This is a genomic window from Methylotenera sp. (genome assembly GCF_030684185.1).
GTDB lineage: Bacteria > Pseudomonadota > Gammaproteobacteria > Burkholderiales > Methylophilaceae > Methylotenera.
Window position 1 is genome coordinate 1 of the sequence record NZ_JAUXOY010000012.1, and the last position, 23630, is coordinate 23630.

At 42.9% G+C, this 23630-nt stretch carries 21 protein-coding genes and 2 tRNA genes; 4 read left to right on the forward strand and 19 right to left on the reverse strand.

What is annotated here, in order from left to right:
- On the reverse strand, positions 1-643 hold a 643-nt coding region (locus Q8J82_RS02090), incomplete at its 3' end, for a retention module-containing protein (RefSeq protein WP_305327684.1).
- A gap of 346 nt (positions 644-989) precedes the next feature.
- Here Q8J82_RS02090 and Q8J82_RS02095 point away from each other — a divergent pair.
- Positions 990-1631 (forward strand): transglutaminase-like cysteine peptidase, encoded by a 642-nt coding sequence (locus Q8J82_RS02095; RefSeq protein ID WP_304891597.1) that lies wholly within the window; start codon positions 990-992, stop codon positions 1629-1631.
- A 20-nt stretch (positions 1632-1651) separates the two neighbouring features.
- Positions 1652-3601 (forward strand): EAL domain-containing protein, encoded by a 1950-nt coding sequence (locus Q8J82_RS02100; protein WP_304891596.1) that lies wholly within the window; start codon positions 1652-1654, stop codon positions 3599-3601.
- Between the two features lie 37 nt (positions 3602-3638).
- On the opposite strand, the gene Q8J82_RS02105 is transcribed toward Q8J82_RS02100, so the two are convergent.
- The 13 genes from Q8J82_RS02105 to Q8J82_RS02165 form a co-directional block, all read right to left on the reverse strand.
- Positions 3639-4280: a response regulator transcription factor gene (locus Q8J82_RS02105; RefSeq protein WP_305327685.1), complete on the reverse strand. Its 642-nt coding sequence runs from the start codon at positions 4278-4280 to the stop codon at positions 3639-3641.
- A complete protein-coding gene (locus Q8J82_RS02110; RefSeq protein ID WP_305327686.1) occupies positions 4281-5693 on the reverse strand; it encodes an HlyD family type I secretion periplasmic adaptor subunit in 1413 nt (470 codons plus the stop codon).
- The gene (locus Q8J82_RS02115; RefSeq protein WP_305327687.1) at positions 5690-7858 is read right to left on the reverse strand and encodes a type I secretion system permease/ATPase; all 2169 of its coding nucleotides are present in this window, start codon (positions 7856-7858) and stop codon (positions 5690-5692) included. The genes Q8J82_RS02110 and Q8J82_RS02115 overlap by 4 nt, the downstream gene beginning before the upstream one ends.
- 482 nt (positions 7859-8340) lie before the next feature.
- Positions 8341-8414 (reverse strand) — tRNA-Cys (locus Q8J82_RS02120).
- 139 nt (positions 8415-8553) lie between these two features.
- Positions 8554-8629 (reverse strand) — tRNA-Gly (locus tag Q8J82_RS02125).
- Positions 8630-8712: 83 nt separating this feature from the next.
- Positions 8713-9309 (reverse strand): CDP-diacylglycerol--glycerol-3-phosphate 3-phosphatidyltransferase, encoded by a 597-nt coding sequence (pgsA, locus tag Q8J82_RS02130; protein WP_305252400.1) that lies wholly within the window; start codon positions 9307-9309, stop codon positions 8713-8715.
- Positions 9310-9353: 44 nt separating this feature from the next.
- Positions 9354-11171, reverse strand: coding sequence for an excinuclease ABC subunit UvrC (uvrC, locus tag Q8J82_RS02135; RefSeq protein ID WP_305252401.1), 1818 nt, complete (start codon positions 11169-11171; stop codon positions 9354-9356).
- A 112-nt stretch (positions 11172-11283) separates the two neighbouring features.
- Positions 11284-12141, reverse strand: coding sequence for a PA4780 family RIO1-like protein kinase (locus Q8J82_RS02140; protein WP_304890493.1), 858 nt, complete (start codon positions 12139-12141; stop codon positions 11284-11286).
- 134 nt (positions 12142-12275) lie between these two features.
- The gene (locus Q8J82_RS02145) at positions 12276-12797 is read right to left on the reverse strand and encodes an SRPBCC family protein (protein ID WP_304909037.1); all 522 of its coding nucleotides are present in this window, start codon (positions 12795-12797) and stop codon (positions 12276-12278) included.
- A gap of 214 nt (positions 12798-13011) precedes the next feature.
- Positions 13012-13677 (reverse strand): GDSL-type esterase/lipase family protein, encoded by a 666-nt coding sequence (locus tag Q8J82_RS02150; protein ID WP_304909038.1) that lies wholly within the window; start codon positions 13675-13677, stop codon positions 13012-13014.
- Positions 13678-13701: 24 nt separating this feature from the next.
- Complete coding sequence (locus tag Q8J82_RS02155) at positions 13702-13884, reverse strand: 4-oxalocrotonate tautomerase family protein (RefSeq protein WP_304890490.1); 183 nt, start codon at positions 13882-13884, stop codon at positions 13702-13704.
- Between the two features lie 217 nt (positions 13885-14101).
- On the reverse strand, positions 14102-14740 hold the full coding sequence (locus Q8J82_RS02160) for a uracil-DNA glycosylase (RefSeq protein WP_305326622.1): 639 nt from the start codon (positions 14738-14740) through the stop codon (positions 14102-14104).
- Positions 14730-15428: a cation diffusion facilitator family transporter gene (locus tag Q8J82_RS02165; RefSeq protein WP_305327689.1), complete on the reverse strand. Its 699-nt coding sequence runs from the start codon at positions 15426-15428 to the stop codon at positions 14730-14732. The genes Q8J82_RS02160 and Q8J82_RS02165 overlap by 11 nt, the downstream gene beginning before the upstream one ends.
- A gap of 106 nt (positions 15429-15534) precedes the next feature.
- On the opposite strand from Q8J82_RS02165, the gene Q8J82_RS02170 reads away from it, so the two are divergent.
- Both Q8J82_RS02170 and Q8J82_RS02175 read left to right on the forward strand, forming a co-directional pair.
- Complete coding sequence (locus Q8J82_RS02170; protein WP_305327690.1) at positions 15535-16377, forward strand: 23S rRNA (adenine(2030)-N(6))-methyltransferase RlmJ; 843 nt, start codon at positions 15535-15537, stop codon at positions 16375-16377.
- Between the two features lie 262 nt (positions 16378-16639).
- On the forward strand, positions 16640-17182 hold the full coding sequence (locus Q8J82_RS02175; protein WP_304892116.1) for a TIGR00645 family protein: 543 nt from the start codon (positions 16640-16642) through the stop codon (positions 17180-17182).
- Here the strand turns inward: Q8J82_RS02175 and Q8J82_RS02180 are convergent.
- From Q8J82_RS02180 to Q8J82_RS02200, 5 genes are all read right to left on the reverse strand, one after another.
- Positions 17179-18279: a DUF2914 domain-containing protein gene (locus tag Q8J82_RS02180; RefSeq protein WP_304892117.1), complete on the reverse strand. Its 1101-nt coding sequence runs from the start codon at positions 18277-18279 to the stop codon at positions 17179-17181. The two genes, Q8J82_RS02175 and Q8J82_RS02180, sit on opposite strands and share 4 nt — an antisense overlap.
- Positions 18280-18300: 21 nt before the next feature.
- Entirely contained in the window at positions 18301-18726 is a 426-nt protein-coding gene (locus tag Q8J82_RS02185) for a hypothetical protein (protein ID WP_304892118.1), read from the reverse strand.
- A gap of 177 nt (positions 18727-18903) precedes the next feature.
- Positions 18904-21513 (reverse strand): bifunctional aconitate hydratase 2/2-methylisocitrate dehydratase, encoded by a 2610-nt coding sequence (acnB, locus tag Q8J82_RS02190; RefSeq protein WP_304909061.1) that lies wholly within the window; start codon positions 21511-21513, stop codon positions 18904-18906.
- Between the two features lie 106 nt (positions 21514-21619).
- Positions 21620-21952: a hypothetical protein gene (locus tag Q8J82_RS02195; RefSeq protein ID WP_304892120.1), complete on the reverse strand. Its 333-nt coding sequence runs from the start codon at positions 21950-21952 to the stop codon at positions 21620-21622.
- Between the two features lie 112 nt (positions 21953-22064).
- A complete protein-coding gene (locus Q8J82_RS02200) occupies positions 22065-23621 on the reverse strand; it encodes a fumarate hydratase (RefSeq protein WP_304891047.1) in 1557 nt (518 codons plus the stop codon).
- Positions 23622-23630 lie beyond the last annotated feature (9 nt).

A 23630-nucleotide genomic window follows, 5' to 3' on the forward strand; every position in this document is an offset into this window, starting at 1 on the left:
TGGTGTCACCAGGCGTGCCAGTGCCACTGATCGCAGGACTGGCGTTCTTGGTAATTGAGTCTGTCGTTAAACTGCCGGTGTCATTGACTGCATCATGCGTTAGGCTGGCAGTTGGCGCAGCCGGGGCCGTCGCATCAACAGACAAAGAATTTTCCTGCGGAATAACCCTAATGTCATCAATTAGCAATGATTCAGTGGGAGGTCTTCCAGCAATATCATACTCATAGGCAAATTTAAAATTATTCAGAACATCGTTAATTCTCACCAAATCAACAAAACCAAATCCGTAAACATTAAACAAGCCATTTGCACCAGCGGCGGTCTCTTCAAGGGCTTCATTGATGTCTTTGCCCCCTTCAATCGCCTTAATGACAGTTTCAATGGTTGCAAGATTAATCGCGCTGTCTAAAGCACTTGGCACAATCGCCTCAGCCAGTTCTGGCGTAAAGGCTACCAGCTGATTTTCGCCAATATGAATGACACGCCCATTCGTAAGCTCTAAATCGACTTCAACACCACTCGCGGTTTGAATAGTATCACCAGTCTGCACCTGGTCTCCCAAATGCAGTTCGCGCTTTGCCCCATTATCTGAAAGTACAAATGCTGTGCCTGTCATTGCTACTACTCTGCCGATTATTGCCATGATTGTGTCCTAAATTAAATCCACATAAATATCGAATTACGCGTTTATACGCCTTTTTCACAATCGCATTAAATACCCTATTACACCAAAAATATATTGTACTGATGGCCAATATTAACCATTACTCAACACTCTAAAAACACAATGCAAATGAAGAGCCATACAAAAACCATCTTTATTGTTATATGCTAACCTTGTATAAATATTGATAATTACGAAGCAATACGAATCAATAATTATTATTTTATATTTTTCACCTCCTCGTTTACAAAGTCATGGAGTGCGAGTTATTTCAAGTTTCACCAAAAATCATGTCATCCAGAAGCAGTCTGGCAACTTTATTGCATTGATTGTATTGGTATTTTTCTGTTTTACCGGTATTTATGCAGCTGGATATGACTTCAATAAACTCAGCGGTCTTGCCAAACTGAGATATGGTGATGAAGCTTATAAGAACATATTAGAACTCCAGCAATTACTCACTCAATTAAAATCCGCTTCTGAAGCTGAAAAACTCAAGAAGATAAACGATTTTTTTAACCAAAAAATTAATTATGCTGAAGATATAGATTTATGGGGTCAATCAGATTACTGGGCAACACCACTGGAATCTATAGGCCGTGAAGCCGGTGATTGCGAAGACTACAGCATTGCCAAATATATCTTTCTAAAAATCCTAAACGTCCCCAATGATAAATTACGGCTCACTTATGTCAGAGCTGAAATCAACCATCAAGAAGTTCGTTCCGTCAGAGCCCATATGGTACTTAGCTATTATTTGACTCCTCAATCTGAACCATTGATTTTAGATAGTTTAGTGCCGGAAATTATGCCATCATCTGCCAGAAAAGACTTAACACCAATTTTTAGTTTTAATGACAAAGGCTTATGGGTTGGATCAAGCACCAAACCAAAAGGCGAAGCCACCACTCACCTTTCAAAATGGCGCGATGCCCTGACACGCATGCAAGCCGATGGAATTGAATAATTAAAAGCAAGGATACTGAAATGTCACTTATTAAACAACTTTGGTTAGCTATTATCTTCATAATCGTTTTAGCCACAGGCGGCAGCTTTATTTTAAGCACGCTTTCGAGTAAAAACTACCTGGAAGAACAGCTGCAAATGAAGAATATTGACAATGTCACTTCGCTTGCCCTATCCATGTCGCAAATGCAAAAAGACGCCACAACGCTTGATTTGCTTATGTCAGCACAATTTGACTCTGGCCATTATCGATACATCGGTCTGTTTGACCCCAATGGGAAAGTGTTAAGTGAGCGAGTGAACGCCAAAAGCCAAACTAAAGCACCCTCCTGGTTTATCAAGCTCATCCCGATTAAAGTTCAACCTGGTGTTGCGGATATTCAAGATGGCTGGTCGCAATATGGTTCATTAACCTTAGAAAGTGATTCTAATTTCGCCTACGATAAACTGTGGGATGCCACCATTCAAATTGGGCTATGGGCATCGTTAATCGGCTTAGTTGCCTGCTATGCCGGTGGGAAAATTCTACAAAAAATTCTAAGCCCTTTAGATGAAGTTGTTAGCCAAGCTAAGGCTATTGGTGAAAATCGATTTATCACGATTAATGAGCCGAAAACAAATGAATTCAGAGCGGTTGTAAATGCCATGAACAGTCTTTCTAATCGCATTAAAAACACCGTAGTAGAGGAATCATCACGATTAGAACAATTGCGTTTTCAGGCTAACTTTGACCACGTCACCGGTTTAATGAATTATGATTACTTTATAAGAAAAATTGACTCCAGCATTAGTCATGAAGAAACATTTAGCGCTGGTGTTTTAATCGTCTCCCGACTTTCAAACCTTGCCACTATTGACCAGGCGCTTGGTCATCAAGAAACCAATGCCCTATTACGAAGAATCGGCGATGCGTTAAATAATGAGTGCAAAAATTTCCCGTCACTCTACGCGGCACGACTTAATGGAACGGATTTTGCCGTATTCTCAAATCAGCCCGTTGATTCCGATTCACTTGGCACGCAGATTAAAAATGTACTGGTAAACTTTAGCTACACGCAGCAAGAATCGCTGAACGCCAACTTCTTAACGGTGGCAATCAATGTCACCAAGGCTGATGCTGCTGAAAATTTAATCTCCATACTAGAAGCTGCTGAAAAGTTCATCACATTTATCGATAGCGTTCTTGATAAAATGAACAACAAGAACAGAAATACGCTGCATGTGATTAACCACAGCGAACTCACTAAATTTAAAAATGATGATAAAGATAAATGGCAGCAGTTACTCACTTCTGCGCTAGACAACAAACGCATTCAGCTTGAGCCATATCCAGTCATTGATCAAAAAGGCCAATTAATTCATTTTGAAAGCCCAGTAAGACTGCAGTTAGTGCCCGATGGTAAATGGTTCTGTGCAGGTGAATTTATCACGTGGGCGACTCAGCTCAAATTAATGAGTCGAGTAGATGAGCTTGTACTAGAAACAGCTATAGAATTACTATCGAATGGCGCCGACCCTATAGGCCTTAATGTCTCAGCAAGTGCTATTTGCAACCCAACATTTATTGAAAAAACAACTCAGCTTATCAAGCAGAATGCTAGCATTGCCAACCGTATATGTTTTGAAATTCCAGAAAAAAGCACATTCGATCACTTGGCAGAGTTCCGCAACTTCTGTAGCCAAATAAAACCGCTGGGATGCAAAATTGGGATTGAACACGTTGGTTCACGAATCTCACGCTTAGGTGAGCTGCACGATATTGGCTTAGACTATATCAAAATTGACGTTTCAGTGATTCGAGACATTAACAACAATGAAGCCAACAAAACGCTGTTAAGAGGCTTATGTATGATTGCCCACTCTATTGGCGTACGAGCTATCGCCGAAGGCGTGCAATCCGATAATGAAATCGCCACATTGAAAGAAATTGGTGTTGACGGTATGACGGGGCCAGGTATTAAGCTCGTCTAATACAGATTTACTGACAAGCGCTAATGAGATGACTTAGTTAGTGCTTATAATTACTATTGAGCATCAACGCTAGTTGCAATCTATCTTTTGCACCCAAACGCTCGAAAGTTTTAGCTAAATGCGCTTTCACAGTGCGCTCTGTAATGCTGAGAATTCTGGCAATCTCTTTATTGCTTAGCCCTTTTGCCGCCTCAATGGCCACTTCTTTCTCTCGACTGGTTAACTTAGCTAATAAACCATCAACATATTCAGGCTGATTACCAATTAATTTGGTAGACACCTCTATAAGACTTTGAAGAATATCTTGCCCCAACCACAATCCGCCGTGAGTAATCACCGCCTTAATTTCTTTAAGTACAGCTGGCGCGATATAAGCATGACAATAGCCCATAGCGCCCAGCCTTAAGGCATGGATAGATTCAGCCTGATTAGGCATATTGGCTAATATGACAATTTTTGCATTCTCATAATTATTTGCGATGGAAGCGATTGTATTCGCCATCCACTGCTGCCTATCCTCGTTCATGTGCAGCCAAAAGATTATAGCTTCGCCGTTTTTGCCCTTAGACTTTGCAACATTAACCACTTCAGGCACTGCCGCAGCTATTGTTGATTTGGGGAATGCTTCAGTCCAGTTATCTAAAAGCGCGGGTAATGTACTAATGAAAATATCCTGCATTTATCTCTCACTGAACGCGTATGATTTTGCTTTCAACACTGGCTTGAGCAAGTATGAAAGCACTGTTTTTTTACCTGTCATGATATCTACTTGGGCCACCATGCCAGGAATAATTGGCAAACCTGTTCCCAGACTAGACTTTAAGGTTCGTACTCTAACCACATAGTAAGCATTGCCTTTTTCATCCACAATCGAGTTAGCCGACACTCCTTCTACTACCGCATCCAGTGCGCCATAAATGCTGTAATCATAAGCAGTAAGCTTGACGATTGCAGGCTGCTCCAGCCGAACAAATGCAATGTCTTTGATTTGTATTTTAGTTTCCAGAATCAGGGCTTCATCGGTAGGCACTACCTCCAGCACTTCTTTGCCAGGCTGAATCACTCCACCTACAGTATTATAAAATAACCGGCTCACCTTACCGTTGACTGGCGATTTTAATGTAGCCTGTTTAACCTTATCCGTAAGCCCGACACTGGTTTCAGAAATACTATTTAAACGCGCAGTAATATCGTTTAACTCTGTACGCACTTTGCTTTTAAAAGTCTGTTCAATTTCAGTCACTTTACGTCTGGCTTCGCCAATAGATGACTGAATTCGGCTAATCTGAGCACGTGCCTGATCAATATCACCTCTGGCCTTTGTAGACTCTCTTTCTAATTTGAGAATATCGATTTCAGAAACAGCACCACTCGCTAATAGAGGTTTATTGGCTTGCAACTCTTTTGTAGCAGATTCATAGTTTTTTTCTGCAACTTCTTTACGGAACTGAACCTCAATCAATTCTTTTTCCCTTTGCACCATTTGGTCTCGCGCGATACTGATGGTCGACTGTAACTCTTCTTTGCTGGAAATATACAAGGCATATTCCTGATCATAAGTTTGCGGAGCCTCTAGTTGCACCTCTTTTGGCGGGTTAAATGCAGAGCCTTCTGCCAGCGCCATGAGCCTGGATTGTTTAGCTAAAAGCGCTAAATATTGCGTTTGATTTTCTCTCAATGAAGACGCCGCCCTTGTTTCATCAATGCGGATAAGTGGCGTTCCAACCACCACTGTTTGACCTTCAGTGACTAAAATCTCAGACACGATACCTCCATCTAATGATTGAATAATTTGCACCTGCTTAGATGGAATTACTCGCCCTTCACCTCTAGTGACTTCATCCACTTTGGCAAAATATGCCCAAACTACCAAAACGGCAAGCGCTGAAGCAACACCATAGAGCAAAACTTTAGCTTTTAGCGGCGTCTGCTCTAAAATCGCCAAATCAGCTTCGTCATCCCAATGTAAATCTTCTCTGGTTTCTGTGGGCGCCCAGCGATCTAATAAATAATAAATAGGCTTCGTTAGCCAGGCTTGCCTTTTGAAAGACTCATTCACTTTGCCGATTTTTTTGAATAAATTCTCACTCATAGCGCTTTTCCTACTTTGCCGCTTCTCAAAGCTTCCGTCACCTGATCTTTAGGACCATCGGCCACAATTCGGCCAGAATCAATCACAATGATCCGATCAACTAAATCGTATAAAGAAGAACGGTGCGAAATCAATACCAGCGTTTTATGTTTGGTTGATGCCAGCAAACGACGCTTTATCGCATCTTCACCTGAGTGATCCATCGCACTTGTTGGTTCGTCTAATAACAATATTGAGGGATTGCCAATCAACGCCCTTGCAATACCTACCCCCTGCCTTTGGCCGCCAGATAAAGTTTCGCCGCGCTCACCAATTAACATATCAAAACCTTTAGGGTGCGCATTTACAAATTCATCTATGCCGCCAACATGCGCAGCAGCAAGCACTGCGTCATCATCTACATGCTGGGCAGATATGGTTAAATTCTCACGCATGGTTCCGTAAAACAAATGTGTATCCTGCTGCACATAACCTACGCAGCGTCTAAGTTCAGCCGGGTCTATTTGTCGCGCATCTATGCCATCTATCAGAATCGCGCCAGAAGTTGGCTGGTACAAACCAAGTATCAATTTATGAATCGTTGACTTACCTGAACCCATGCGGCCTAACAAGGCCACATGTTCACCCGCTTTAATTTTGAATGAAACTTTGGTCAGCGCATCTTGCTCAGTACCTGGGTAACTGAAGCTCACTTCCCTGAATTCGATATTGCCGCTGAATGCCGGGCGAGACAAAAACTTGGCATCTAATGGACGCTCTACCTCTCTGTGCATAATCTCATCAAGTGAAGTCAACGCTGTCGCGGCATTATGGTATTGCGTTAATAAACCCGCAGTTTGTGCGATAGGCACTAGTGCTCTAGAAGCAAGCATCGTGCAGGCAATTAAACCACCCATGGTCAAATCACCATTCACCACTAAATAAACCCCTAGAACAACCAGCGTAATATTAATGAGCTGTTGGATACTACTGGCGCCATTATTGATAGAGGAAGATAGGAGCCTTAACTTGCTCGACACTTCAGTTAAAAAGTGAGCGCTGTGTTCCCATTTGCGCTGCATTTGACCTTCTATACCTAATGCCTTAACCGTTTCAAGTCCGACCAGGCTTTCAATCAGCGTGGCGTTTCTAATGGCACTCGCGCGATACATCGTTTCAGATAGTTCGTGCATTTTTGTCTGCACGCTGAACGAATAAACCAAAATTAAAATCGCCCCAATAATGACAGGAATTGCCATAGGCCATGCAATCCAAGCCATCACAACAACAAATATCAAACCAAATGGAATATCAATCAGTGTTGTAATCGTGGCGGATGTGATGAAATCACGCACAGTTTCAAAAGAGCGTAAATTAGAAGCAAAAGAACCCACCGAATTAGGCCGCTGTTCGAGCCGTATGCCTAACACCTGCTCCATAATGCGTGCGGTCAATTTTACATCAACGCGTGTACTCGCCCAATCAAGAAAATAACTACGCAAGGTACGCAGAATTAAGTCGCCAATGATTATTAAAGAAATACCGATTGCCATCACCCATAACGTTTCAACGGCGCGATTTGGTACAACGCGATCATAAACATTCATAGTGAAAAGCGGCATGGCTAAAGCAAACATGTTCACCACAAATGCAGCAACCATAATGTCACGGTAAATACGGCTATTTTCTGCAAGCGTGCCCCAAAACCAGTGCCGCAATCTGACTTTACCAACAATTGGCGCACGTTGATCAAACGAAAATTTTGCTTTTGCGACTATATAATAACCCGAGTACCGCAACTCTAACTCATTGATAGCGATTGATATTTCAGCTTCCCCCAGCTCGGGAAAAATCACATGGGCTTGGTTTGCACTAAAATCCAGCTTGGTAACAACGCAAGCCTCTTCATCTTTTAACAATAAAATAGCCGGTAAAAATTCTGAGCGAATTTTTTCAAGCGGTTTCTTTAATACAGTCACTGCCAGGTTCACGCGCTCAGCAGAGCGTTTTAAAAGAGCAGGTGTCATTCTGCCGTCACGAAGCGGCAAACCAGAGATTAGCGCATCTCTGGAAGTCGCTACACCCTGAATACGACAAATTAGCAGCAGGCTATCAAGTAAAGAATCGACCACACCTACATTTCCGTCACCAGCATTTCCAAGTTGAGTCAAACCTTCAGCACTCATGTTTTCCCCTGTTTAATGATTACGGCTCAATACTGATTATGCTACCGAAAATAAATCCAACGAACTTAATCCGGCAAACTTAATCCAGCAAACTTTTATATGGTGCAATTTTAATGCCAAATATTGCCAGCTAATACGCAATTGAACAATATTGACCTGAATTACCCAACATTACTATCGAAAGTCTTAGCGCTAAGCATAATCTCATTGTTAAAAATATTAACAAAATTATTTACTTCAAATTTACAAGGCTTTACATACGCCAAGTCGCACATACGCCATTTCAACGCACAAGTAGTAGCATTATAAGCTTAGGTGATAAATAGCAAATCTTATTTGAAATGTATAACATCGCGTAACAATTCAATACGCAAGAGTAAGGGATGTTTATAGATTAAATTGAGACTTTGAGGACTGGTGAAATCAAGCTGATGGGATTTGATATAAATGAACTGCTTACATTCACTGGGGCATTGATTTTTTGGAGGCGCGAACCAGAGTCGAACTGGTCTAAACGGCTTTGCAGGCCGCGGCATAACCGCTTTGCTATCGCGCCTTATATGTGAGAATTATTTTGAACAAACAATTCTACATTACAAGCTGAAACTAAAACGGCGAAAGCATGTTTGCATTCGCCGTTTTATGCCACTTAAAATAAACTATGTTTACTAAATTAAACATACTTACTGAATTTTTGGAGCGGGAAACGAGACTCGAACTCGCGACCTATACCTTGGCAAGGTATCGCTCTACCAGCTGAGCTATTCCCGCGTCGTTAAGACAGGCGCCATTATAGCGATTTTCAGAATACCGTCAAGACTAAACGTTAATCTTAATGCTTATTTATTTGTCTTTTATTGTCCTTTTAATTTTGGCAACGCCGCCTTTAGATAATAAGCCATTGATAGCAATGTTAAAAATGCAGCAATCACAATTAAAATGTGTCCAAATAATTGAGTTGGGAAAACACCCCATTCACCCAAATCAACATCATCCCAAAACAACAAAAATAAAATAGCAACCATCTGCACGGCAGTTTTAACTTTACCTATCATCGCGACACCTACACTGCTGCTCTGCCCTTCGCCGGCCATCCATTCTCGTAGTGCGCTTACCGCTATTTCACGACCGATAATAATTAAAGCGACAATTGCACCTACACGTCCAAATTCCACCAACACTATAAGCGCGGCAGCCACCATCAGCTTGTCTGCCACAGGGTCTAAAAACGCGCCAAATGCTGAAGTTTGATGCCAACGCCTCGCCAAATAACCATCTAGCCAATCGGTAAATGCAGCAATCGCGAATACCACAGTAATAAAGATATTGACTTCATGCGAAGGCATCGCGCTTAATTTGTGTAGATTTTCTGGCCAATAAAAAGCGCCAACAAATATGGGAATCAGCAAAATACGTAACCATGTGAGCATGGTAGGAATGTTGACCTTCATTTATTGCTCCCCCAATATTAACGCTGTATTAACGCTGCTAACCATCAATGAAACTCTCCGTATATTTTTTCTGCCAGATTTTGGCTGATGCCTTCAACTTGGGCAATTTCGTCAATACTAGCACTTTTTACGCCCTCTAAGCCACCAAAGCGCGTTAACAGGGCTTTGCGGCGTTTTGCTCCTATACCTTCAATATCTTCCAAACTGGAATGCATACGCGCTTTAGCACGCTTGGCTCTGTGGCCTGTAATGGCGAATCTATGCGCTTCATCTCGTATTTGTTGCAGCAAGTGCAAACCTTTATTGTCTTTTTCCAAGTTGAGCATTTCACCTGTGTCAGAAAAAATCATGGTTTCCAAACCAGGTTTGCGCGCTTCACCTTTAGCAATGCCGACTAGCAGAATATCCTCTAAGCCAACTTCTGCCATCACTTCCACTGCAATACCGAGCTGGCCTTTGCCGCCATCAATAAATATTAAATCAGGCCGCACACCCTCACCTGCCGCTACTTTTTTATATCTGCGCGTTAACACGTCACGCATCGCGGCATAATCATCGCCTGGGGTAATGCCTGTGATGTTGTAACGACGATATTCGCTGTTTTGCATATCGCCACGGTCAAACACCACACAACTACCCACAGTAGCTTCGCCCATGGTGTGGCTAATATCAAAGCATTCGATTCGCTCGGTACTGTCAGGCAAATTTAATGCCTCGCGCAAAGCCACTAATTTGGCAGTTTGATTCGCTGAAGTTGCTGCACGCTGACCTAAAGCCAGTTCAGCATTGGTTTGCGCCATTTTCAGCCATACACGTTTATCGCCAATCGCATTGGTGTTGATTTTCACCTTACGCCCTGCTTGCTCGCTTAGCACTTGTTCAATAATTTCTGTTTCAATTTTAATGCCCACCACAATCAACGGCGGCGTATTTTGCGCCACATAATGCTGCGCTAAAAAGGCTGTCATGCTGGTTTCCAGTGTTTCACCATCGGTGTTTTTTGGCATGTAACTTCTATCTCCCAAATGCCGACCACCGCGTATCATCACCAAGTTAATACAATGCTGACCTTGCAGCTCGGCGCAAGCAATCACATCAGCGTCAGAGACATTAAAGTCGCTCACAAACTGCTTGGCCTGCACTTGACGTAATGCCTGCATACGGTTTCTAAATACAACTGCCAACTCATATTCCTGATTAGCCGCTGCCGCATTCATTTGCTCGCCCAATGCATCAATCACCTCATTGGTTTTACCCTGCAAAAACATCGCTGCTTGATGCACATCATTACGATAATCCGTGTCAGAAATCAGCCCTACACAAGGCGCTGTGCAACGCTCAATTTGATGCTGCAAGCATGGACGGCTACGATTTGCGAACACGGTATTTTCGCAAGTACGCAATTTGAATACTTTTTGCAAAAGCTGAATACTTTCCCGCACCGCAACTGAATTGGGAAAAGGCCCAAAGTATTGACTACAACCTTTAGTTTTATTTCCTTGGCGCTGCGTACCCCGATGAAATGCCAAGCGCGAGTATTGATCGCCAGTAAGTGTGATGTAAGGATAGGATTTGTCATCACGAAACAGCACGTTATATCGCGGCATCAAACCTTTAATCAGATTATTTTCCAGTAGCAAAGCTTCCGCTTCATTGTGGGTAACGGTGGTTTCAATTTTAACGATATTACTCACCATCATCCGCGTACGCGGACTAGGCAAGTTTTTATTAAAATAGGATGAAACACGCTTTTTGAGGTCTTTGGCTTTACCTACATAAATCACCTCATCTGTAACATTTATCATGCGATAAACGCCTGGCAGATTGGGTAGGTTTTTTAAAATGGGTTTGGGGTCGAACATAACGTTATTTTAGCACTAGCTCGCATTCCATACTTTCACGTGTAAATAATGCACTTTAGCTCGCATATTCAACGGTGAAGACCTTTACTGTCTGATGCGGAGAAAATGAAGATTATTCCTCTTTTTTAGCTTCTGCCATACGCAATAACCGTGCTTCTTCTGCCTTTTTTATATCATCAATCTCACGCATCACGCTTTTCAAATCTACCGCTTTAGTGCTTTGCCTGAAGCGCCCTGTCAGCTCGGTTTCCAGCGTTAAATCGCCATGCGCATACAGCGCCCAAATTTCTTTGCCATATTGCGTTGTTAATAACTCTGGCGCAAAACGTCCAAAATAATCACTTAAATTTCTAACATCGCGCTCTAGCATCTCACTTGCGTTATTGTTACTTGCGGCATCTACCGCTTGCGGTAAATCTATAATCACCGGGCCATCGGCACTCATTAGAATATTAAACTCAGATAAATCGCCATGCACAATGCCCGCACACAACATACGCACCACTTCTTTAATTAAAGTACGATGATGAATACGCGCCTCTTCTGCACTAAAAGTTACATCGTTCAAGCGCGGTGCGGCGTTGCCATTGGCATCCGTCACTAACTCCATCAGTAACACGCCTTCGTAAAAGTTGTACGGCTCAGGCACGCGCACACCGGCATTGGCAAGGCGATACAACGCATCGACTTCTGCACTTTGCCAAGCTGCTTCTTGTGATTCTCGACCGAATTTTGAGCCTTTAGCCATCGCACGGCTTTGGCGACTATTTTTAACTTTACGGCCTTCGGTGTAATCTACACTCTGACGAAAACTGCGTTTATTTGCCTCTTTATATACCTTCGCGCAGCGCACATCGTCGCCACAACGTACTACATACACAGTCGCTTCTTTGCCGCTCATGAGCTGGCGAACAACATCGTCAATCAAGCCATCTTCGAGAAGGGGTTCAAGTCTTTGGGGAGTTTTCATGTGGGCATTTTAGTACTAGTTGTAAGAAATCCTAGAATTATCATTCTCTGTTGTAACGTTTAACTTGCTAAGAAGCAATTTAGTGTTTTCGCCACAACAGAGAATGACTAAGCGTGAAAGGTTTATTCTGAGAATTACTCTGAAATCTTTTTAAGATTTTGTAATCCTGATTTAAATATGCCATCAATTGCGGCTTTTGCGGCTTCGTCATCCTGACCTTTAGCACCCGGATTAGCTGGATCTTTGCGTTTAAACATGGCACGCCATGTCACGATACTTTTACCGTCACCCGCTGCTTCAACTTTAAGCGTTGCGCCGTATTCACGCACTGGCAATACGCTTTCTGTAATCTCATATTTCATTGTCATGTTTGTAGCATCAAAGCTCGTTAGCACTTCATTGATTTTGCCACCATCTTGCGTGGTTAAGACACGTGTAGCCCCAACTTCATCAGCCTTACCGCTGTTTAATTCAGTTTTAGCAATCGCTGGATGCCAGCTCATATCTGCAAAACTACCCACTTTAGCCCAAACCTTATCTGCTGGCGCATTGATTTCAATGGTTTCTTTCAATCGAATGGTTTCGTCTATTGCAGCTGTCGCGCTATGTGTCATAGCAAACAATGAAACCAGCATTGTTGTAAAAAATCTATTCATATATTCCTCAAAAAAATGTAAATAATTAAAAATATCCAATCAATATGGGTGCGTAGAAATATACATGAAAATTAAAATTATTTGTATGTAAAAAAATCACCATTCATCCAACAACCCACCACCTATCGCCCAATCAGCTATGCAACTTCTTCCTCAATAAAATATATAAATCACGTGTGAAGGAGCTTATGTATCCAAGGTCTTGACGGCAATTTTAATTAGCAATGCATAAAAGTTCAAAACTATCAAACCATGCTTTTGCCATTTTATGCTGCCCAGAAATTGATGGGTGCATGCCATCAAACGTATCTATATCTTGCCAATTTTTGTAATGTGGCACCATTAAAATAGGTGACTTTAAGTTACTTTTAAAAAAAGCTAATATGTCTAAATGTAATCTAATATATTTTGCTGTGTACCCATTTAGGTGCAACTGGCTGATTAAAATGCGTACATTAGGATTGTGTTCCCGCAATTGCAAAATGATGGCATGCATGGGTAATACAACAGATTTAATAGCATTTAATGAACCTAAATCGTTATTGCCTAGATGAATTAATGCAAAGTCTGGTGCCGTGAGTTTCAGTAAATCTATAATTAACGACTGCTGCACTTGCAATGTTGTTGCGCCATAAAAACCTTGGTGTTCGTTATCAAAGTCGGCTGGCCACTTAAAAGATGGATTAAACCCTGCTTTCTGCATACCAATAAAATCTACATGATAATTTTCTTGTTTGAGTAGTTTTGATAAGGCTAGCCGATAAGAATATTCATCAGCGATATAACCGCCCTGCGTAACACTATCGCCAATTGCCACTATTTTTATGTGTTGCAGTTTACAGTTGTTTTGAGTAGCCGCATTTGCTGTACATACATACATACATACATACAAGTATAACGCTGGTTATTCATCTAACAACTCACCGCCTATCGCCCAATCTTCATAAGCCACTTCTTCAAAGGTAATGTACGTATAAGATTTTGGCTTGTGCGCAACGCGCTCTAGGGTTTCAGTAATTTCTTTGGCGATTTGCGCTTTTTGTTCGCGGGTTACTTCACCAGCAAGTTTGATGTTGACGTAAGGCATGTTTATTTTTCCTTTTCACAAAGTTCAATTGTCATTGCGGGCTTGATCCTCAATCTGCTTACAAGATGATGAAACAGCCAGCATTTGGCTTGTCCGTAGAATATATGCGATATCCTTCGACAAGCTTGGTTGGTGAGCTTGTCGAACCACAGGAACCAAATTGCATTACTCATACGCCAAAGTTCAGGGTGACAACTCGCGATCTAGCATGACTGAATTAAGTTAAATCTTGCTGAATCATTGCAAACACTGAATGAAACATGGCTTCTGTCAGGCGTTTGGTTTGCGTGTTGTAACGACTGCAATGGTAACTATCTACCAAAATCAGTCCATTGGGAAGCATATAACGCGCTGAATGGCCAAATTTGTAATCTTTAACTTTTAAACCAAACGCTTTAAGCACTGCCAGATGCGCCACATTACCCAAGGCAAGGATGATGCTATTAGTGTTTATCTGATTTAATTCCGCCGCTAAGAACTGATTGCAAGTAGCTATTTCCGCTGGCAGTGGCTTGTTGTCTGGCGGCAGACACTTAACAGCATTGGTGATACGGCAATTCACAAGTTGCAAATCATCATGGGCTGAAACAGACTGGGACTTGGTGGCAAAGCCGTATTTATGTAGCGTTTCATACAAAAGCACACCGGCATAATCTCCAGTGAATGGCCGCCCCGTTTGGTTTGCCCCGTGCATACCAGGTGCCAGACCCACAACAATCAATTTGGCATTTTCATCGCCAAATGGTGGTACAGGTTTGCAAAAATAGGTGGGATTTTTTGCTTTCACCTCATCTAAAAAAGTGGCTAATCGCTCGCATTGCCTGCATGTAATATCAAATGCGGACTTAGTGGCCATGCTCATGTCTGCCTAAGCCAGGCTTGCCTTGCCCTGATTGACTACGCAGTGTTTTCCAAATGTCGCGTATCAGGTTTAAAGTAAACACTAACAACAATAGTGAGATGAGCAAAGATAAAATAGGGTCAATTGGCATCCAGCCTGTGAAGTAAATCACCACCCCTGCAGCGACAGCAGCTATCGAACCTAATAAATCCCCTATTACATGCAAAAAGGCAGCGCGATTATTCAAGCTTTCTGCGTGATGAAGCGCCTGGTGGTGCAACTGCTTGGCAACAATTAAATTAACGATTAATCCTAGCGTAGCGATGATCATTAGCCCTAAACCCTGCACATGGTGCGGTTCTTTGAACCTTGATATTGCTTCAACCACCACAAACACAATCACCGCCAGCATGGTGAGCGCATTGATGATTGAAACGACCAACTCCGCGTAACTAACACCAGATTTATGCCTTTTGACATTGGGTTTTTTAGCCATGACACTGGCCATCCAAGCCAAACCTAGCGCTGCAACATCTGAAAACATGTGTCCTGCATCACTCAGCAATGCCAAAGAGCCGGTATACCAACTACCTACCGCCTCAACTACCGCAAATATAAAAATGAGTAAAAATGGGATAAGGTAATGATTATGGTCATCATGATCGTCGTGATTATGATGCGGGGGTTGGTGTGAATTTGTCATAGGTGAAATGCTAACCGAAAAGTCATTTTATTTAGCATTTTGATGGTTAAAAATTTAATGGTTGAATTGATGAAGTTATAATGCCTCCATCTTATGGGAACCTCTTATGCTTAGTTACCGCCACGCTTTTCACGCAGGCAACCACGCTGACGTACTTAAACATTACGTGCTTGGCCTTGTGCTGGATTACATGAACCAAAAAGATAAACCTTATTGGTACATTGACACTCATGCTGGCGCAGGCATGTACAGCCTAACCGAAGGCTATGCTACGCAGAATGCAGAATTTGAACAAGGCATCGCTAAACTGATGTCCGCTAAGAATCTGCCAAAACCGCTTGCTGATTTTGTTGCGCAGATTCAAAGATTTAACACCAATACACTCGACTTTTATCCCGGTTCGCCTATGGTTGCACAAGACTTTTTGCGTGCTGATGACAAAATGCACTTATTTGAACTGCACCCCAGCGACTGCAAATTACTGATAGAGAATTTTAAAGGTCAAAGCAAACAAGTAAAAATCGAGATGCAGGACGGCTTTACAGGCATCAAGGCTTGCCTGCCACCGCCACCGCGCCGCGCCGCAGTGCTGATAGACCCGCCTTATGAAGACAAACAAGATTATCAGCGTGTTGTCAGCATGATTAAAGATAGCCTGACACGCTTTGCCACTGGCACCTATATGGTGTGGTATCCGCTACTACAACGACCGGAGCCGCGCGATATGATAAATGACTTAATGCATTTAAATGCGCCAAACTGGTTGCATGTAGAAATGAACATACACGAACCCTCGACTGAAGGTTTTGGCATGTTTGGCAGCGGCTTGTTTGTTATAAATCCACCTTGGACATTACCAAATATACTGGCTGAAACTATGCCAGTTTTAACGCAGCTATTAGCGTTGGATGAAACTGCCCATTATGAATTAGAGAGTCAACTAGCTTAGTTAAACCCAGATTTTCCATTAGGCGATTTTTCATCTACTTGAATGTTAACTTGCCCATTTTGCGTCTTTTTTGTGCAAATTTTCTGTCAATAGAATGACTATTGACCATAAAATTTTCACAAAAAATCCATCAAACTGTGCGGCGTTACCATTCCAAGTCCTAATGGAAAATCTGGGTTAAAACTAACTCTTTAAGCTGTTACAATATTGAGCTAACCTGAAACCCTAATTACCTAATACCCCAATTAAAGGCTTTAAAAACATGCAAGAAAAACTCAAAAAAACCGCTACTGAGTACAAGCAAAACAACATCATGAGCAACATTCTGTTTGGTAGCCGCTGGTTACAAGTACCGCTTTACTTGGGCCTCATTGTCGCGCAAGCAGTTTATGTATTCTTTTTTGGCGTCGAATTAGTGCATTTAGTGAGCAAAGCCAGCACCTTGGTTGAAGCAGACATCATGCTAATTGTATTGGGTTTAATTGACGTAGTGATGATTTCAAACCTGCTGATTATGGTGATTGTGGGTGGCTACGAAACCTTTGTATCACGCCTAAATTTAGAAGGTCATCCTGATGAACCCGATTGGTTATCTCACGTGAATGCCAACTTACTTAAAGTGAAACTGGCAACAGCGATTATTGGTATTTCATCGATTCATTTACTTAAAACTTTTATTAACGCAGAAAATTTAAGTGATAAAGTAATGATAGCGCAAACTGCTATACACATGACCTTTGTGTTTTCAGCAATTGCCATTGCTTATATTGATAAGTTAATGACTCACCCGGAAAATAAGCATTAGTAAACCCGCACAATAGCTGGCAGCTCGGACGTTACAGTTTCAACACTAAATTCCTGAACTGCCACTGTTTTATCATTTTCCGTCTCAACGCTGACCTTCCAGTCGCCAGCTTGTAAATCCGTCTTATAGGTATATCCTCGAAAGCCATCGTAACGCCCGCCAGATAAAGTAAATCCAATACGTGATTTGGTTTGCCAGCCTGCTTTTTTGTCATAATATTGCCAGCGGTGATACAAGCGCGTTTTTAATCCGCTTGGTGCAAAAACCGATGAAAAGCAATATACGCGCTGCCCAGGAACCACTTTTAAATCATTGCTGGTTTTTTGCCAGAATACCCACCAATTTGATGGTTGCTGACTCAATTGATAATTACCGTCTATTTTATTCAGCGCATAGCCCACTGCAATATCACGCTTTACTAGTGGCACTGGTGGTATCACATCAAAAGCATACGCCAGCATCAATACTGCAGCAATCAACCCAACTGGTTTAATGCTGCCATCATGATTAGGTGTTTTTTTATACAGCCAATACGCAGCAGCAGCGCCCAATATTGTGCTCGAATAAAACCAAACGGCATGTATGCTGCCCATTAAATATGGGATAGCAAAATTAAATAGCAGCATGGCGCAAAATCCAAACAATGCCCAGCTTAAAGTGAAGCGCTTGTATTCATCTTCTAAATACTCATTAGCCACTAACATTAAGCCAAGAATGACAGACATAAACCAGGCTAACCAATGATTTGCACTTTTAAAATACAGAATAAACAATGCGCTTAATAAGTTGCCGAACATGAATTGCAACATAAAGTAGGGAAGGTTCTTCCAATACAAACGCTGGTGAATTTTTGCTAACCATGGGGGTAACTTTGCAACGTCACCCAAGATAAACCTTGGGCTGCCTATAGTGAAAAGAATCGCTGCTGCAATCAGTAGATAGATGAAAAAAGTGATTAAATCAGAGGATGCAACATTGCGGCCTATGGTTAGTGCATCCCATAAAAATCCGCCGAAGAAGAAAATGGCTGGAAAGAAATCACCCAGCTTTAATACATGATGGTATAGGCGAGTTTGCTTTAACTTGGCGATGACCATATACGGTTTTTATACTAAAACCTATACGATACTGCCAAGCACAAAGCCAATCACAATACCTGTGATAAGTGCGATAGTGACTGCTCGGTAAGTAAGTACATCTTTGGAATATCCACGTTTAATTGCCACATAAGACACCAAATAACCAACTGCATTGAGCAGCCAGATAATAGACAAACTAAGCACCTTCACAATCAAAGGCCCCACAATCGGCACTAATGTAATGATGCCTAATACCCAGGCTAGCACATGAGAAGCCGTAGCAAACAACAGCACACCCGTAGTGACGGCTTTAGCATGCCAGCCGAAATGCCAGGCAGCAAATACTACTGCTATAAGCAACGTGGATAAGGGCAGCATCCATTTCCATGCGCCTCGCTTTGCTGGCTGGGTAATCTCCTCTGGGGCGAAGATATGGGTATTTTCCGGTTTATGCTCTAAGGTCATAGAAGAGATAATAGCAGGAAATTGGAATAACCATTTGGCATGCCAATGGATGCACTACATGACGCCTGAAAACTCCTTATTCGCAAGAATAGTATTCTTGCGAACTTATCCAACGTCATGCAACAGAAACCTCCACCAGCAACCTTAGCAATCTAAGTACTCTTAATACAGAAGATATTAGTGATTTGCTATTTCAGCGATTGGTATCACCTTTTTGCCTGTGCTTAAAGTATCAAGCGCCGCCTTATACTCGGTCATTTGGTCAAAGTTTAGATACTTATAAATTTCAGCAGTATTAGCCAGTTTATTACCGACTGTTTCCAAATATTCTGCATGGGTTGGCATGCGGCCAAGCTTCGCGCAAACTGCCGCCAATTCAGCTGAACCTAAATAAACACGAGCGTCTTTGCCCATGCGGTTGTCAAAGTTACGGGTACTGGTAGAGAACACAGTCGCTTTATCTGCCACGCGTGCTTGATTACCCATGCATAAAGAACAACCAGGTATTTCTGTTCTTGCACCCGCCACACCAAAAACTGAATACACCCCTTCATCACGTAATTGTGCTTCATCCATGCGTGTCGGCGGCGCAATCCATAAGCGTGTTGGAATGCTGCCAGAGCCTTCAAGCACTTTAGCCGCAGCACGATAATGGCCGATATTGGTCATGCAGCTGCCAATAAACACTTCATCAATCTTGTCACCTACTACTGCTGATAATGGTTTGATGTCGTCAGGGTCGTTCGGGCAAGCCACTAATGGTTCTTTGATTTCGCTCAAATCAATTTCAATGATATGCGCATACTCTGCATCGGCATCCGGTTTTAATAATTCCGGCTTAGCGAGCCATGCCTGCATGTTCTCAATACGACGTTGCAAGGTACGGGCATCCTCGTAACCATTTTCAATCATATTCTGCATCAGTACGATATTTGAATTGAGGAACTCAATCACTGGCTCTTTGTTTAACAGCACGGTACAGCCATTCGCAGAGCGCTCTGCGGAGGCATCCGCAAACTCAAACGCCTGCTCTACTTTTAAATCCGGCAAGCCTTCAATTTCTAAAATACGACCATTAAATACGTTTTTTTTGCCTTGTTTGCCTACGGTTAGATTACCTTCCTGAATGGCCGCGTAAGGGATTGCGTTGACCAAATCACGTAAAGTAATGCCCGGCTGCATGGTGCCTTTAAAGCGAACCAATACTGATTCTGGCATATCCAGAGGCATCGCGCCTGTTGCAGCGGCAAATGCCACCAAACCAGAACCCGCTGGAAAAGAAATACCAATCGGAAAGCGTGTATGAGAGTCGCCGCCGGTACCTACGGTATCCGGCAAGATCAATCTGTTAAGCCATGAGTGAATCACGCCGTCGCCTGGACGTAGTGAAACGCCGCCTCGGCTTGACATAAATTCTGGTAGCTCATGCTGTAATTTAATATCAACAGGTTTTGGATAAGCGGCGGTGTGACAGAAACTCTGCATGACCAAGTCGCTGCTAAAACCCAAACAGGCCAACTCTTTCAACTCATCACGTGTCATACCGCCAGTCGTATCTTGCGAACCTACCGTCGTCGCTTTTGGTTCGCAATATGTGCCTGGACGCACTCCTTCGCCTTCAGGCAAACCGCACGCACGACCGACCATTTTTTGCGCCAACGTATAGCCTTTGCTAGAAACAATGGATGGCGTAGCTTTAATAAAAACATCCGTTTCATTTAGTCCTAACGCTTTACGTGCATTTGCAGTTAAACCGCGACCAATAATCAACGGAATGCGCCCGCCAGCACGTACTTCATCTGGCATGGTAACTGGGTTAAGCTCAAAGCTTGAGATAACTTCGCCAGTCTCGTTCAGCACTTTTCCTTCATACGGTTGAATCACAATCACATCACCCGTACTCATTTTTGACACGTCGCATTGAATCGGCAGAGCACCTGAATCTTCCGCTGTGTTAAAGAAAATAGGCGCAATTTTAGCGCCCAAGATTACACCGCCGGTGCGCTTATTCGGAATATTAGGAATGTCATTACCCATAAACCACTGCACTGAGTTGATGGCAGATTTACGTGATGAGCCTGTACCCACCACATCGCCTACATACGCAAGCGGTAAGCCTTTTTGCTTTAGTGTATCGATTAGTTTTAAGCCATCTGGCATTTTATTTACGAGCATGGCTTTAGCATGTAACGGAATATCAGGGCGGCTCCACGCGTCCTGCGCCGGACTTAAGTCGTCGGTATTCGTCTCGCCATCCACCTTAAATACCACCATTTTAATTTCTTTAGCCAACACTGGCGCATTGGTAAACCATTCGGCATTTGCCCAAGATTCAATGAGCTTTTTAGCATGCAAATTACCCGATTTCATCAGCACATCCACATCGTGAAATGCATCGAACATAAGGATTGTGCTGCTTAATGCTTCTACAGCATGGGCTGCCATAGGGGGATTTGAATTAGACAAGTCAAGTAAAGAAACTAAAGCTTGCACGTTGTACCCACCAAGCATCGTACCTAACAGTTCTACCGCTTTTTCAGGTGAGATTAAGGGGGACTTAGCTGTGCCTTTAGCAATGTCTGACAGAAATGCGGCTTTAACATAGGCTGCCTGATCGACGCCTGCTGGCGTGCGATTGGCAATTAAATCAACGAGCGTTTCCGCCTGACCTGCTGGCGGATTTTTAAGTAACTCGACTACTTGGGCAACTTGCTCAGCAGTTAAAGGTAATGGGGGTAATTGGAGGGCGGCACGTTCTTGCACGTGCGCTGCATAGGCTTTTAACATGGTGGTTTGCGTCTTTAAGTTTGGTTAAATGATTCGTTGTAATTATACAACCAGCTCAAAACACATGGCGCTTGCACCCATGTAAATTTTAAATTAGTTGTGTTATCTATATGCCGTTATCTATATACAAATCTTTGGCAAATGGCGTACTGCAACTTTTGCCTTTAGCCGAGGCTTCCATTCTATCTAGCACGTCTTTTTCATAGCCTTTGCCGTGCTTTAGTTCTAAAAATGCCCGCACTTCATATACATCTGCAAAGCCGTTTTTATCTGTGTCCATCGCCGCCACGTTGTCTTCAACGGTAGGCCCTGTGTATCGGCCATCTTTATCAGTAAGATAACCCAACACATCATCAGCACTTACAGCCGTTACGATTAAAAATGAACCCACCAAAACAACCAGCTGCGATATACGTCTAAACATTTTATTTGCACTCATGATTAACATCCTCAAGACTTTCCAGTGAGACTGATATTAAAACAAATAGTGCAATGGTTACTGTGACTAATGACACATAGTTTAAATTATTATGGACTAAATTTTCATGCGTCTAATTTACAGGTCTTATTTCAACAACTTTATGTTGCGCAATCTTGGCTTTCCATTCTTCTGGGCCTGTGGTGTGAACTGATACACCTTTGCTATCTACCGCCACCGTTACAGGCATATCTTGCACGGTAAACTCATAAATCGCTTCCATCCCCAAGTCAGCAAAGGCAAGCACTTCTGCTTTTTTAATGGCTTTGCTGACCAAATAAGCTGCGCCGCCAACGGCGGTTAAATAGACCGATTTGTATTTTGCAATCGTGGTTATTGTTTCATCGCCGCGTTCAGCTTTGCCCACCATGCCCAACAACCCGGTTTGGCCTAACATCATCTCTGTGAAACCATCCATACGCGTTGCAGTGGTTGGACCTGCTGGCCCTACCGCCTCATCTCGAACTGCATCTACCGGCCCTACGTAATAAATAAAACGGTTTTGAAAATCTACAGGCAATTTTTCCCCTTTTGCCAACATGGTAGCAATGCGTTTATGCGCAGCATCGCGGCCTGTGAGCAATTTCCCACTGAGCAGCAAAGTTTGGCCGGGCCGCCAAGTCTGAATATCGGTCTGAGTAATTGTATCTAAATTCACCCGCAATGAAGCTTCACTTGGTGCCCAATGCACACCGGAAGAATTGATCAGGTTCCAATCATTCAAATCTGGCGCTTCCAGTTCCGCTGCACCACTTCCATCCAACTCAAAATGCACATGACGCGTGGCAGCGCAGTTAGGAATAATTGCTACGGGCAAGCTGGCCGCATGCGTTGGATAATCCAGAATCTTCACATCCAACACCGTCGCTAAACCGCCCAAGCCTTGGGCGCCTATACCTAAATTATTCACTTTTTCAAAAATCTCCAAACGCAATTCTTCTATTCTACTGAGCGCTTCATTATTCCGGCCTTTTGCTTTCAGTTCGTGCATATCAATCGGCGCCATGAGCGACTCTTTAGCCAACAGTACTGCTTTTTCCGCAGTACCGCCTATACCGATACCCAACATGCCAGGTGGGCACCACCCTGCACCCATTTGGGGCACAACTTCCAAAACCCAATCTACAATACTGTCATTCGGATTCAACATTACCAGCTTGGCTTTATTCTCCGAACCGCCGCCTTTTGCTGCGATACTCACCTCAACTTTGTCACCTGCCACCAGTGAAACATGTACCACTGCAGGCGTGTTGTCCTTAGTATTGGTGCGCATTCCAGCGGGATCACTTACAATAGAAGCGCGTAATTTATTTTCTGGTAGCATGTAAGCACGATGCACACCTTCATTCACCATTTGCTCAATATCAAGTACTGCATCCCATTGAACATTCATGCCTACTTTAACGAAAGCAACAACAATGCCAGTATCCTGACAAAGTGGGCGCTTGCCTTCTGCACACATGCGAGAATTGGTTAAAATCTGTGCAATGGCATCCTTAGCAGCAGGGGATTGTTCCGCCTCGTAAGCACGACCTAAAGCCTGAATATAATCAACCGGATGGTAATAGGAAATATATTGCAAGGCATCAGCGATGCTTTGAATGAAGTCAGATTGCTTGATGGTCGTCATTTTTACCTT